The organism is Stenotrophomonas pavanii, from assembly GCF_900101175.1.
Taxonomy (GTDB): Bacteria; Pseudomonadota; Gammaproteobacteria; order Xanthomonadales; family Xanthomonadaceae; genus Stenotrophomonas; species Stenotrophomonas pavanii.
In genome coordinates this window covers 192,088-205,163 of sequence record NZ_FNFQ01000005.1, presented here as the reverse complement: position 1 = coordinate 205,163, position 13,076 = coordinate 192,088, and the positions used below count along the sequence as shown (strand labels likewise).

Below are 13,076 nucleotides of genomic sequence, written 5' to 3'. Positions count from 1 at the left end.
GTACCAGTAGGCTCACGCGCTTGCATTCCGAATTGGGAGTGCTACGTTCCGCGCCCATGAAGGCCTACGACGCAGAAATCCGGATGGTCAGGAACAACGAGGGGAAGAGTCCTGCTTCAAACGGGGGACTTTGGGGTACTCCTTTGCCGAATCACTTCTGCTTCTTGACCAGCCGAACTGACGGGAAAGTCATAGAGCCGGTGTTCGACTTCATGTGTGCCACCTATCTAACCAGGGCGGCGACGCCGTGCCTGAAGGGGGGAAGGAACACCGCGCCAACCATCCTGGCCGACATAGCCGACTTCCATCACTACCTGGACGCCTCGGGCATCAAGGTGGCCGATATCTCATCCGCACACTTGAGGGGCTACGCCACAGACCTCTGTCACTCCAAGTCGGCAGCAACAGGAAAGAACTTGGCCGCGAGCACGGTCAATCGACGCTGGTCGACGCTGACGAAGTTCATCCTCTACTGCCTACGGCATGGATATCTGAAGAATGTGATCCCTACCGCCGAGCGAGACACTAAACGCGGGAAGGTCACCTATCTCGACATTGACGCAGATATCTCTGGATCAGGCAGCAACCTGCTTATCACTGCGCTTGACCCTCAAACCTTGGACCTCTTGCTTGAGGAGTTGGGGCCTCCTGTGAAGGAGATCATTGATCAAACAGTCGTGCTCTGCGAGGGCGCAACCACTGACCGACTCATGGCTGAGGTCTGCCTACATACGGGCCTAAGGCGCGCCGAAGTCTGCAATCTAGGGCTCTCTGCGGTGGGCAACGGCGCGAAGCTTGTCAGCAAGGTCATCGACCGTTGGGCCTATGAAGCCGGTGCGGAGCTGGATTCTTCCCGGCGCGGCGAGCCAACGGACACCACGATGGTGTAAAGCTTCCATTGCCGGCTTAGGAATGAGCCCCTGCTCGAGCGCTGGGGTTCTCGTCTTAGCCGACGCGCAAAGCAAAATTGAAGCTCTGTGGATGCTCTATAACGAGAACTGCACCCACAGTGCTCTAGCAGCAAATTTCCAGAAGTCCGCAGAGGTCCAGATCTCTTCGGGCGCATCGCCCAGCCCACGGGTAGGGGCAATCGCACAAGCTTCGCAGGAACGTAATTGCAAATGGCCGCAATGTATCGGGATTAGCAGCTTGCTGTACCCATGCCAAGTGCATATGATCAATCTATGTGTCGAATGCGTCGCTCTGGCGTTGCAGAGGCCATTGAACTGAAATTGCTCGTCTCAAGCATCCAGCGAAGGATCATTCCATGAACGCCGTTTCTCAGCCAAACAAAAAGCCCTTCTTGCTGCTGATTGCAGTTTTTGCCATTGCAAACGCGGTCGACTTCATCATCTATGGCCAACATCTCTACAACCTTGCAGCAGTGCTTGGACTTCTGCTTATGGCATTCGGCATCCTGAGGGACAAGAATATTGCATCCACCTGCGGTGCAATCGTAGCGATAGCAGCAATTGCCGCGAAGTACCTCTAAGCGTTCGCGCCATTTGGGGCTCTAGCGTAAGAGTGCCGTGCTGGAACGGACTGCATGCGCTGAAAGGTCAAAAAACTGCGCGCCGCGAATAACCCTTGGCTGTAGAGAGTGATGGCCTGTGCGTATGGTGTCTTGGCGCCTGTACCACGAATGGCGTTCTAATGCGGCGGCTAGCACCAGAAGCGACTTGTCCTGGATGCAGGATCGTGATCGCGGCGAGTGGTTTCTATTTCTGAAATAAGCTCGAGGCCTTTAATTGAGCGGAGTCTCAAAGCGAGGCAGTCATGCTTCATGACTGCCTCGCGAGCACTCAGTTACAGCACGCGCGGATTCGCGTTTGCGTAGCCTTCTTTGAAGCCTTCAACAAAATCACTGGTGGCGTCATACACAGCGATCGCAGTGAGGATGTGTGCCCAGATGCCGCCAGAAACTTCTTCGATCTCGTTAATTTCAAGAGTACGCATTTCGTTCATTTCCTTATGTCGAAAAAATAGAGCCAAGCAGGATGACCTCAATGAGGCGCCTGACAGTCGACCAGTCAACTCAGTTACGGGCGAGATTTACTCAAGTTCCCGGCGTGAATCGCGCCCATGTTCGCCTCGTACCAGGCATAGGCCTCACCGGCAAACTGGCCAACGTCGGTCCAAAAGCCGGCGCCGGAGATCTGTTCCACTTCGACCTCAGTAATCTCACGCATACACATTCCTTTAGTGATAGATGATGAAAAGCTTGACTTCCACGTCTCCTGACGCAGGAAATCGATCCGGCCATTTGGCAGGATCGATCAACAAGCTCGAAGCGAGCACTACAACTGCAGATGTGTTGCCAAGCAGGAAGCAAGCCATCGTTGAATGACATCCAATCCAGTCATGCTCACCACGCTTCGCAGCATCTGTTTGAGTGCACGCGATTCCGTTATCGCACGCAAACTTTTGAGTTGTCAATAGACTGTTGGTGCTAGTCAGGCTGCACTTGCTCGTCGTCTCAACGCCATCGTATATTCGACGAAATGCGAGGGAAGGCAGTAGTACTACATGGAACCAATCATTCAGTCTGAGTCTGCAGAGTGTGGACTGGCATGTCTGGCGATGATCGCAGACCACCATGGAAATCGAATTGGTCTCCGTGAGCTGCGTAGACAGCATCCCGCATCTCTTAAAGGGGCAACGCTTGCGCAGGTGATGAAGGTGGCAGCGCGGTTAGGCTTGGGAAGCCGCGCAGTACGTTTGGACTTGGAGCACTTGAGTCAACTCCGACTTCCTGCTGTTCTTCACTGGGACCTAAATCACTTCGTCGTGCTGCAGAACGTCAGCAGGCGCGGGGTTGTTGTTCTTGATCCTGCGTTCGGAAGAAGAGTGCTGAAGATTGATGAGTTCTCAAAGCACTTTACCGGCATTGCGCTTGAGCTAGCTCCAACCACCGACTTCAAGCGAGCACCGATAGCACCGGCTATCGCGATCTCCGATCTTACTGGCAGGATCGACGGCCTATGGCGATCATTGGGGTTGATACTGCTGCTGTCCTGCGCGCTGCAGATATTTGTGTTGCTCGCACCATTCTTCATGCAGTGGACGGTCGATCAGGTTCTGATCTCTGCTGACAGCAACCTGCTAACAGTGCTCGGTGTGGGGTTCGGACTTGCGCTCTTGATACAAGTCATGATCGGACTTGTCCGCGGCTCGGCCGTAATCTATCTGTCCAACCGCCTTGGCGTTCAGTGGGCGACAAACGTCTTCTCCCATCTGCTTAAACTTCCCCTCGACTTCTTTGAGCGGAGGCATCTAGGCGACATCACCTCAAGAATGAGCAGTGTTCAGGCGATTCAGCGAACTCTGACAACAAGCTTTGTGGAAGCGATTGTAGATGGCCTAATGGCGTCAGTTACGCTCCTCATGATGTTCATGTATAGCTGGAAGCTCGCGCTCATCACGCTACTTGCAGTGTGCCTGTACATGGCAGCAAGGACGCTGGCCTTCAAGGCATTACGCACCGGATCGGAGCAGCAGCTGATCGCTTCGGCTCGACAGCAAAGTTACCTGATCGAGTCGATTCGCGGTATTCAGTCCATCAAAATTGGCGGACGAGAGACATCGCGAAAGCTGAGCTACTCCAACCTGCTGCAGGACACGACCAACTCTGACGTTTGGCTCGCTCGCTACGGTCTTGCATTCACCAGTTCGAACCAGCTCATATTCGGCCTTGAGCGCATAGCTGTTATTTGGATCGGCGCACTTCTCGCAATGCAGAACGTCTTCTCCGTAGGCATGCTTGTGGCATACCTAGCATACAAGGACATGTTTGCTCAGCGCATCGCTAGCCTGATTGACAAGTCCGTCGAGTTCCGAATGCTGAGGCTACATGGAGAGAGGCTTGGTGAGATCGCGCTGACCCCTCCCGAAGAAAGCAGTGACGCCTATCTTACTGAGACGCTGCCAGAGGACTTGTCGATCGAGTGCAAGGGGCTTGGCTTTAGGTACTCACCGGACGAGCCTTGGGTCATCAAAGACTGCAACTTGCGCATCGCCCAAGGTGAGTCCGTCGCGATCACGGGGCCGTCAGGGTGCGGAAAGACTACCCTACTTAAAGTTCTGCTGGGCCTCTTGCCACCCACGGAGGGAACAGTCTTGGTCGGGGGCGTTCCCCTGGAGAAGATCAGCGCCGAGTCCTACCGGAATGCAGTGGGTGCCGTCATGCAAGACGATCAGCTATTTGCCGGTAGCCTGGCGGACAACATCTCATTCGGAGAAGACACTCCGGATGAATCATCCGTCTATCGTGCCGCAAATCTAGCGGCGATTCATGCGGAGATTATGGCCATGCCAATGGGTTACCACACCTTGATTGGTGACATGGGCACAAGCTTGTCGGGCGGCCAGAAGCAGCGAGTCATTCTGGCGAGGGCACTCTACAGCAACCCAAGAATCCTCTTTCTTGATGAGGCCACGAGTCATCTCGACGTGGGTAGAGAGCGCCTGGTTAACACTTCGATCCACGGGCTCGATCTCACAAGAGTGATCATTGCGCATCGCCCAGAGACTATCGCTAGTGCTGATCGAGTTCTTCTAATGACCAATGGACAGTTGATAGATCTTCCGGATCAGGCGCGGGACGCAAGGATCGACGAAATCCTTGAATCGGGACACGCAGCATGAGCGACCTTTTTCGGAAGGAAGTGATCGAGAATCGGAGAGGAAGTTGGCTAGGGAGCATTTCCTTGGTTCAACCCCTTCGCATGTGGTTGCTCGCGTCGTTGGCCGCAGTAGCCGGCGGGCTCGTGCTCTTTTTCCTGTTCTTCGGTGAATACACGCGGAGGTCACGTGTGGCTGGCGAGCTGGTGCCAGACTTGGGCCTTTCGACAGTTGTCGCATCTGCGCCAGGAGTTGTCACAGCTTTGCACGCTGAGGAGGGACAGCACGTTTCCGCGCAGGCTCCTCTCGTGCTCCTGAGCGCACCGAGAGTTACTGCTTCAGGCCAAGACGCGCTTGAAATACTCCGATCCCAACAGGAGGCCCAGCAGAAGAGCCTTATCAAGGGCCGCGAATCGCAAAATGAGCAGGTGCGTCTGCAGCATGTAGGTCTTACAAGGCAGAGGGAGGCTCTGCAAAAGGAACTATCTCAGATCGCTGGGGAGATCGAATCTCGAAGAGCGCAGGTAAGAATCGCGCAAGACATTGTAGAGCGATACAGGAAAGTATCGGATGCGCGATACGTTAGCATTTTGCAGCTAAATCAGCAGGAACAATCCGTGCTTGAGCTGATTAATGCGCAGAAGGCGCTGGAGAGACAAGCTACGACCATAAATCGAACACTTGCCCAAGTTGAGCAAGCGCTTGCGGAGTTGCCTAAGCAGCAGGATTCAGCCAACGCCGCCATTTCGAGGGAACTGGCACTCCTAGCCAAGGAAACGATCCAGGTCGAAGCGAATGGAGAAATGTTGCTTCGAGCTCCAGTCAAGGGTCTAGTCGCGAATCGCTTGGTAGAAGTTGGACATGCCGTGCAGACAGGTCAACCCGTGCTCACTCTGCTTCCGGAAGGCTCAGAGCTTCGGGCGCAATTGATGGTTCCTAGTTCGGCGATAGGTTTTATAAAGCCTGGGGATAGAGTTCTTCTTCGCTATCAAGCTTATCCGTATCAGAAGTTTGGCACCCATTCTGGACGCGTACTTCGAATCTCTCGCAGCGCTGTCATTGCATCCAAGGGGCAAGCCGATGAAGGCGAAGCGGTTTATCGAGTGCTTGTTTCACTTAATGAGCAGACAGTCCTTGCGTATGGACAGCCAGAGGCACTTAGGCCAGGAATGCGATTGGAGGCGGACGTGATGGGAGAGCGACGGCGGCTTTACGAATGGGTGCTTGAGCCGCTCTACTCGGTTGTTGGCAAAGCTAGCGGCAGTTGAGTCGGATAGATATCTGCCAGCAATCATGCCTTGAATATACCGGATGGCGCCGCAGCTTGTGATCCGCAGCTCCAAGCCTCCAGGATGAGGAACCGCTGTCGCATCTTTGCGTAAGACTTGGTGCGCATGGAGTACCTGCGGTAATGCTCATAGCTGGTCAGAATGGCGTCGATGTCTTGTTGAAGGCGGACGCAAGTTAGATCGTTTCAAACTTAGACTTGCACCCGTGCTGTAAGAAGCTCCATTAAGGCGGCGCCAACCCCAGGAATCTATGAGGTGGCTGCTTCTCCTCGACCGCCGAGGGTAGCCTCCCCCTCCCTCAGTCCCGGAGCACTGTTGAATCCTCAGATAAACCCTGCAGGAATCAGTACGGGTAGCATTGGCGGCCACGAGTTACGCGCCAACCTGCCCTCTATTGCCTTGGGCTAGGGGGCTAAGTCTTCCTCTTGGTCCTCCAGACTTAGGGTATGACTCCATCATAGCCGGCGACGCAGTGAGCAGATTCCCGCGAACACATATAATGTTGCTGTTCCTACTGTTTCGCGCGTCCCTCGCACGCCTATCTGAACCTGTCGCCGGGCCTGGACTTCGAGACCAAGCTGTTCGCCAAGACCAATGCGCCGCAGCTGCTGCGCAAGGAACTATCAAAACCCGGTTACGTGCCGCAACCGATCGCACTGGGCATCAACACCGATGCGTACCAGCCGATCGAACGCAAGTTCAAGCTGACCCGCCAGCTGATTGAAGTGATGCTGGAGACCAGGCATCCGTTCTCGCTGATCACCAAGAACGCACTGGTCGAGCGCGATATCGATCTGCTTGCGCCGCTGGCGGCGGAAAACCTGGTCAGCGTGCACTTCTCGGTGACCTCGCTGGACCCGCATCTCTCCGCGAAGCTGGAACCGCGCGCATCGGCACCGCACGCACGGCTGCGTGCGATGAAGCGGCTGCATGAAGCCGGCATTCCGGTCGGTGTGATGGTGGCGCCGGTGATTCCCTGGATCAACGACAGCGAACTGGAAGCCGTGCTGGAGGCCGCACACGACGCAGGTGCGAGCACCGCCGGCTACGTGCTGCTGCGCCTGCCGCTGGAAGTGGCACCGCTGTTCCGCGACTGGCTCGATACGCACCATCCTGATCGCGCTGCGCATGTGATGAGCACCATCCAGCAGCTACGCGGCGGCAGGGACTACGACAGCCAGTTCGGCACGCGCATGCGGGGCCAGGGCGTGTATGCCGATCTGTTGAGCAACCGCTTCAAGCTGGCGCACAAGCGCCTTGGGTTCAATGCGCAGAACAGCCATTGGCCGAAGCTGGATTGCAGCCGGTTCCAGAAGCCGCTGCCGCCGAAGAAGGATTCGCCGCAGGGGTCGTTGTTCTGAGGCCATCAGTCGAGCATGGCTCGACTCTACATTGAGGCCGACGAGCAGCTCGGCGTCACGCCCCAAACAACTTCTGCGCACTCTGGAACAGGATCCAGCTGGTGGCGATGAACTTGTCACCACCCTGTGGCCGATTCCCGCGATGCGTGTGGGTGAACGCCGTCGGGGCGATCAGCAGGCTGCCGGTGCGTGGCGCGATCTTGCGGCCCTGGAACAGGAACTCGGTTTCGCCTTCGTCGAAGTCGTCGTTGAGGTAGAGCGTCCACAGCACGTGCCGGTGCAGGGTCTCGGCCTGCGCATCCTTCGGGTACAGCTCGCAGTGCCAGTACGGGTAGCCGCCCTCGCCTGCCGCATACCACTGCAGGTTGATCGCGCCCGGGCGCAGGCAGGTGCGGGCCAGGTCGGCCAGCTGCTGCGGCGGCATGTCGGGGAAGTCCTCGGCAGACAGGCGTCGCGGTTGGCCGTTGCTGTCCTGGATCTGCAACATCAGCGGCGCGATCAAGGCCTGTGGATAACGGCGTAGATAAGTCAGCAGGCCGTTGAACACGGCGATCTGCAGCTGCTGGTCGACGTCCTGCCAGCCGTCCAGGCCACTGATGCGCAGATCCTTGCTGTGCTTGAGTTCGGGGAACACGCCACTGCCCACGGCACCGGGCAGCAGGCCACGCGTGGCACGCATGCGCTCGACGATGGCCGCGCAGACCTCACTGGGGACGGCGTTGTGGATGACTTCGATGAAATCGACCGGGCCCTGCTCGTGCATGCGTGCATTCCTTCGGCGGCAACGGCTTGATGGTGCCGTTTGCCGCCCGCGGTGTCACCCTGCGGTCATGTCATCGAACTGCCATGACCGCCGTCAGGCGTCGAGCCGTCAGCCCTTCGCTTCGTCGTGCGCGTGGTGGTAACGCACTGCTTCGGCCACTTCTTCGCGCGAACCGAGGAACACCGGCACGCGCTGGTGCAGCTGATCAGGCTGGATGTCGAGGATGCGCTCACGGCCCGTCGAGGCGGCGCCGCCGGCCTGTTCGACCAGCAGGCCCATCGGGTTGGCTTCGTACATCAGGCGCAGCTTGCCGGCCTTGGACGGATCCTTCTTGTCCCACGGGTAGATGAAGATGCCGCCGCGGGTCAGGATGCGGTGTACGTCGGCCACCATGCTTGCGATCCAGCGCATGTTGAAGTTCTTGCCGCGCGCGCCTTCCTTGCCTGCCAGCAGGTCGCTGACGTAGGCCTGCATCGGCGCTTCCCAGTGACGCTGGTTGGACATGTTGATGGCGAACTCCTGGGTGGCCGCCGGAATCTGCATGTTCTCGGTGGTCAGCACGAACTCGCCCTTCTCGCGGTCCAGGGTGAAGGCATGGGTGCCGTGGCCGACGGTCAGCACCAGCTGGGTGCTGGGCCCGTAGATGCAGTAGCCGGCGGCGATCTGCTTGCTGCCCGGCTGCAGGAACGCGTCATCGCCCGGCAGTTCGACGTTGGTCGGGCAACGCAGCACGGAGAAGATGGTGCCGACGGAGACATTGACGTCGATGTTGGAGCTGCCGTCGAGGGGATCGAACAGCAGCAGGAAATCGCCGCGCGGGTAGATGTCCGGCACCGGCTGGCTGTGGTCCATTTCCTCCGAGGCACACGCGGCGAGATGGCCACCCCATGCGTTGGCCTCCAGCAGGATCTCGTTGCTGATGACGTCCAGCTTCTTCTGCGCTTCGCCCTGCACGTTGCCGGTGCCGGCGTCGCCGAGCACGCCACCGAGGGCGCCCTTGCTGACGGCGATGGAGATGCTGGTGCAGGCGCGGGCGACCACGGCGATCAGCTGGCGCAGGTCGGCATTGATGCGGCCGGCGTGCTGTTCCTGGATCAGGAAGCGGGTCAACGAAGTACGGGACATGGGCGGGCAGGTCTCGGCAGCGGGAAAACGCCTATTGTCGCCCGTCTGGCGGGAGCGTGCGTGAGCGCGGGAAGGCGTAATCGTTTCCAGATGCGTTGCGCCGCAGAAGCGGGGCGCCCTGCTTCTGTAGAGCCGAGCCCGCGCTCGGCTGCGCTTCGTCCTTCATGCCGCACAAGCCGAGCGTAGGCTCGGCTCTACAGAGACCAGGGCTCAAAAAACAAAGGCGCCTTTCGGCGCCTTTGTCTTCAAACCACTGGAGCGTTGTTTCAGCCCTTGGCGACGGTGGCCACGGCCTTGGCGACGTATTCCAGGTTGTTCTGGTTCAGCGCGGCCACGCAGATGCGGCCGGTGCCGACGGCGTAGATGCCGAACTCGTCGCGCAGGCGCTCGACCTGCTCGCGGCTCAGGCCGGAGTAGGAGAACATGCCGGCCTGCTCGTTGATGAAACCGAACTGCGGCGCGCCGGCGGCGGCCAGCTTCTCGACCAGGCCCTGGCGCAGTGCGTGGATGCGCTCGCGCATCTCGGTCAGTTCCTGCTCCCACATCGCGCGCAGTTCCGGGTGGGTCAGCACGCCGGCCACCAGCGCAGCACCGTGGGTGGACGGGCTGGAGTAGATGGTGCGGATCACGCGCTTGACCTGCGACTGCACCGCCTTGGCGTCAGCGGCGGTCGGCGCCACCATCGACAGCGCACCCACGCGCTCGCCATACAGCGAGAACGACTTGGAGTACGAGTTGGCGACGATGAAGCTGTCGATGCCGGCTTCGGCGATGATGCGCACGGCTGCGCCGTCCTGCTCGATGCCCTTGTCGAAGCCCTGGTAGGCCATGTCGATGAAGGGGAACAGCTGCTTGTCCTTCAGCAGCTGGGCGACCTGCGTCCACTGGCTGACCGTGAGGTCGGCCCCGGTGGGATTGTGGCAGCAGGCGTGCAGCAGCACCACGGTGCCGGCTTCCAGCTTGCCGAGGTCGGCCAGCATGCCGTCGAAATCAACCCCATGGGTGGTCGGGTCGAAATAGGTGTAATCCAGCACCTCGAAACCGGCGGCGCTGAACACGGCGCGGTGGTTTTCCCAGCTCGGGTTGCTCAGTGCAACGGTGGCGTGCGGCAGCAGCTTCTTCAGCACGTCGGCGCCGACGCGCAGCGCACCGCTGCCACCGACGGTCTGTGCGGTGGTGACGCGGCCGGCGGCCAGCAGCGGCGAGTCCTTGCCGAACACCAGCTCACGCGTAGCCTGCGTATAGGCCGGCAGGCCATCGATCGGCAGGTAGCCGCGCGGTTTGGCTTCGGCGGCAAGCTGCTGCTCGATCTGCTTGACGGCGCGCAGCAGCGGAATGCGGCCGCTCTCGTCGTAGTAGATGCCCACACCCAGGTTGACCTTGGTCGGGCGGCTGTCGGCGTTGTACGCCTCGGTCAGGCCCAGGATCGGGTCGCCTGGGACCAGTTCCACGTTTGCAAAGAAGGACACGGCGGTACTCGTTCGGTAGACGGAAAGGGGGAGGAAGTGCGCTACGCGGCTTGCGGCCGTTCGGCCGGAAACAGCCCATCGTAACAAAGCCTGCCGGGGCTGGCCGCCGCCATCGTCATCCACGGCCCCGTACCATGGCGTGCGTTGCCACCGGATCCACCAACCTGAATCATGAATGCTGCCGCACGCCGCCGTTGCCTGCCGTTGTCCGTCCTGCTGCTGCCGCCCTGGGCGGTGGTGGCCGCGCCCGCGCCGACCACCCTGCCCAGCGTGCAGGTGCAGGCTGCGAGGGTGCCGGGCATCGACCCGTTCGCGCTGCCGGCCAGCCAGGACACGGTATGGATCGACGCCAGCCGTGCCGGCACCGGCGTGCAGCTGTCCGAGGCGCTGGCCGGCGTGCCGGGGCTGGTCGCGCGCGACCGGCAGAACTTCGCCCAGGACACCCAGCTGTCGATCCGTGGCTTTGGCGCGCGCTCGACGTTCGGGGTGCGCGGGGTGCGGGTACTGATCGACGGCGTGCCGGCGACCATGCCGGACGGCCAGGGCCAGCTGTCGCACGCCAGCCTGCTGGGTGCCGAGCGCATCGAGGTGCTGCGCGGACCGTTCTCGGCGCTATACGGCAATTCCTCCGGGGGCGTGCTGCAGGTCTGGAGTGCACAGGGCCAGGCCGGGGACCCGTGGCGGCTGCGGCTCAACGCCGGTGCCGACAATACGCTCAGCATCGGCGCGCAACTGAAGGGCGCAGGCCGTGCGCTGGACTACAACATTGCCGCCAACCACTTCCGTACCGATGGCTGGCGCGACCACAGCCGTGCGCGCCGTGAATCGCTCAATGCGCGCATCGGCGGGGAGCTGGGCGGAGGCCGGCTGGAGCTGCTGCTCAATGCACTGGATGCCCCGGACGCGCAGGACCCGCTGGGGCTGAGTCGTGCCCAGGTCGCGGCGGATCCGCGCCAGGCCACCGCCGTGGCACACCAGTACAACACGCGCAAATCAGTGCGCCAGCAGCAGGCTGGCCTGCGCTGGAGCCGCGAAACCGGGGCGCAGCGCTGGCAGGTCATGGGCTATGCCGGGCAGCGCGCGGTGACCCAGTACCTGCCGATTCCGCCCACCGCACAGGCCAACCCGTTGCATGCCGGTGGGGTGATCGACCTGGAGGGCGGTTATGGCGGGCTGGACGCGCGCTGGGGCTGGCACGGTGATCTTGCCGGCCGGCCGCTGGACCTGGTGGCCGGGCTCAGCGCCGACCGCCAGCGCCAGCACCGCACCGGCTACGAGAACTTCGTGGGCAGCGCCCTGGGGGTGCGCGGGCGCCTGCGCCGTGACCAGATCGATACCGTGCAGAACGTGGACCAGTTCGCCCAGGCATGGTGGCAATGGAGCCCGCGCTGGTCGCTGCTGGCGGGCGTACGCCACAGCAGCGTGCGCTTCGAATCGGACGATCGCTACATCACCGATCGCAACCCGGACGACAGCGGCCACCGTCGCTACTCGGCCACCACGCCGGTCGCCGGCGTCAGCTTCGAGGCCAGCCCGCAATGGCGGCTACACGTGGCCACCGGCCGTGGCTTCGAGACCCCCACCTTCAATGAGCTGGGCTATCGCGCAGATGGTCAGGCGGGGCTGGCGCTGGATCTGGCAGCAGCGCGCAGCCGCAACGTTGAGGTCGGCAGCAAGTGGCGTACTCAGCAGGGCACCCAGCTTGATGTCAGCGTGTTCCGCGCAGATACCGACAACGAGCTGGCAGTTGCGAGCAGTAGCGCAGGGCGTAGCACGTATCGGAACATCGGCCGCACCCGCCGCCAGGGCGCGGAGCTGCAGTATCGCCAGCCGTTGGGCGAGCAGCTGGAACTGCAGCTGGCCTGGACCTGGCTGCAGGCCCAGGTGCGATCGCCGTATCTGACCTCCAACAGCGTGGTCGCCGCCGGCAGCCGCCTGCCTGGCGTTCCGCGCCAGCAGGGCTTCGCGCGGCTGCAATGGACCCCCGGTCCATGGCAGTGGGCGCTGGAGGCGTCGGCCAGCAGCGACACCGTGGTCAACGACGTGGCCACCGAACGTGCACCGGGTTACGCACTGCTGAATCTGGAAGCCGGCCACCGCTGGCGCCTGCCGGGTGGCGAGCTGCGCACCTTCGCCCGGCTGGAGAACGTGCTGGACCAGGCCTACATCGGCTCGGTGATCGTCAACGACGGCAACGGGCGCTTCTACGAACCCGGCCCGGGACGGCACGCCAACGTCGGCCTGCAATGGTCGTGGCGCTGAAGGGGCTTTGGACGGCAGCGCGCTGCGCAGGACGTCTGGGGAGGTTGCCGGCCAGCGGCCGGCACTACCCGCAAATTCCGGCGGGACCTGGACGGCAGCGCGCTGCGCAGGACGTCTGGAGGTTGCCGGCCAGCGGCCGGCACTACCCCGCAAATCTGGGGGCTTTGGACGGCGGGACGCCTGGCGG

Annotated in this window: 10 protein-coding genes and 1 pseudogene; 6 read left to right on the top strand and 5 right to left on the bottom strand. The window is 61.0% G+C overall.

Annotation, left to right across the window (positions count from 1 at the left end; all coding sequences use genetic code 11):
• The first annotated feature begins 56 nt into the window (after window positions 1–56).
• Window positions 57–890, top strand: coding sequence for a hypothetical protein (locus BLS66_RS10870; RefSeq protein ID WP_074725855.1), 834 nt, complete (start codon window positions 57–59; stop codon window positions 888–890).
• Between the two features lie 377 nt (window positions 891–1,267).
• On the top strand, window positions 1,268–1,492 hold the full coding sequence (locus BLS66_RS10865) for a hypothetical protein (protein ID WP_074725854.1): 225 nt from the start codon (window positions 1,268–1,270) through the stop codon (window positions 1,490–1,492).
• Between the two features lie 314 nt (window positions 1,493–1,806).
• Here the strand turns inward: BLS66_RS10865 and BLS66_RS20760 are convergent, their stop codons facing one another.
• Both BLS66_RS20760 and BLS66_RS20755 read right to left on the bottom strand, forming a co-directional pair.
• Window positions 1,807–1,956, bottom strand: a complete 150-nt coding sequence (locus BLS66_RS20760; protein ID WP_167357708.1) for a hypothetical protein — start codon at window positions 1,954–1,956, stop codon at window positions 1,807–1,809.
• Between the two features lie 83 nt (window positions 1,957–2,039).
• On the bottom strand, window positions 2,040–2,189 hold the full coding sequence (locus BLS66_RS20755; RefSeq protein ID WP_167357707.1) for a hypothetical protein: 150 nt from the start codon (window positions 2,187–2,189) through the stop codon (window positions 2,040–2,042).
• A gap of 337 nt (window positions 2,190–2,526) precedes the next feature.
• On the opposite strand from BLS66_RS20755, the gene BLS66_RS10860 reads away from it, so the two are divergent.
• The 3 genes and pseudogenes from BLS66_RS10860 to BLS66_RS10850 all read left to right on the top strand — a co-directional run.
• Window positions 2,527–4,644, top strand: coding sequence for a peptidase domain-containing ABC transporter (locus BLS66_RS10860; RefSeq protein ID WP_074725853.1), 2,118 nt, complete (start codon window positions 2,527–2,529; stop codon window positions 4,642–4,644).
• The gene (locus BLS66_RS10855; RefSeq protein WP_074725852.1) at window positions 4,641–5,888 is read left to right on the top strand and encodes an HlyD family secretion protein; all 1,248 of its coding nucleotides are present in this window, start codon (window positions 4,641–4,643) and stop codon (window positions 5,886–5,888) included. Before BLS66_RS10860 ends, BLS66_RS10855 begins: the two co-directional genes overlap by 4 nt.
• A 527-nt stretch (window positions 5,889–6,415) precedes the next feature.
• A pseudogene (locus BLS66_RS10850) lies at window positions 6,416–7,270 on the top strand (PA0069 family radical SAM protein); the annotation flags it as partial.
• Between the two features lie 55 nt (window positions 7,271–7,325).
• Here BLS66_RS10850 and BLS66_RS10845 read toward each other — a convergent pair.
• The 3 genes from BLS66_RS10845 to BLS66_RS10835 form a co-directional block, all read right to left on the bottom strand.
• The gene (locus BLS66_RS10845; RefSeq protein WP_053506189.1) at window positions 7,326–8,033 is read right to left on the bottom strand and encodes a 2OG-Fe(II) oxygenase; all 708 of its coding nucleotides are present in this window, start codon (window positions 8,031–8,033) and stop codon (window positions 7,326–7,328) included.
• 108 nt (window positions 8,034–8,141) lie between these two features.
• Window positions 8,142–9,158 carry a class 1 fructose-bisphosphatase gene (locus tag BLS66_RS10840; RefSeq protein ID WP_049438869.1) on the bottom strand — a complete coding sequence of 339 codons (1,017 nt, stop codon included), beginning with the start codon at window positions 9,156–9,158 and terminating at the stop codon, window positions 8,142–8,144.
• A 266-nt stretch (window positions 9,159–9,424) separates the two neighbouring features.
• Complete coding sequence (locus tag BLS66_RS10835) at window positions 9,425–10,627, bottom strand: amino acid aminotransferase (protein WP_053507021.1); 1,203 nt, start codon at window positions 10,625–10,627, stop codon at window positions 9,425–9,427.
• Window positions 10,628–10,798: 171 nt separating this feature from the next.
• Between BLS66_RS10835 and BLS66_RS10830 the strand changes: the two genes are divergently transcribed.
• Window positions 10,799–12,889 carry a TonB-dependent receptor family protein gene (locus BLS66_RS10830; RefSeq protein ID WP_074725850.1) on the top strand — a complete coding sequence of 697 codons (2,091 nt, stop codon included), beginning with the start codon at window positions 10,799–10,801 and terminating at the stop codon, window positions 12,887–12,889.
• Window positions 12,890–13,076 lie beyond the last annotated feature (187 nt).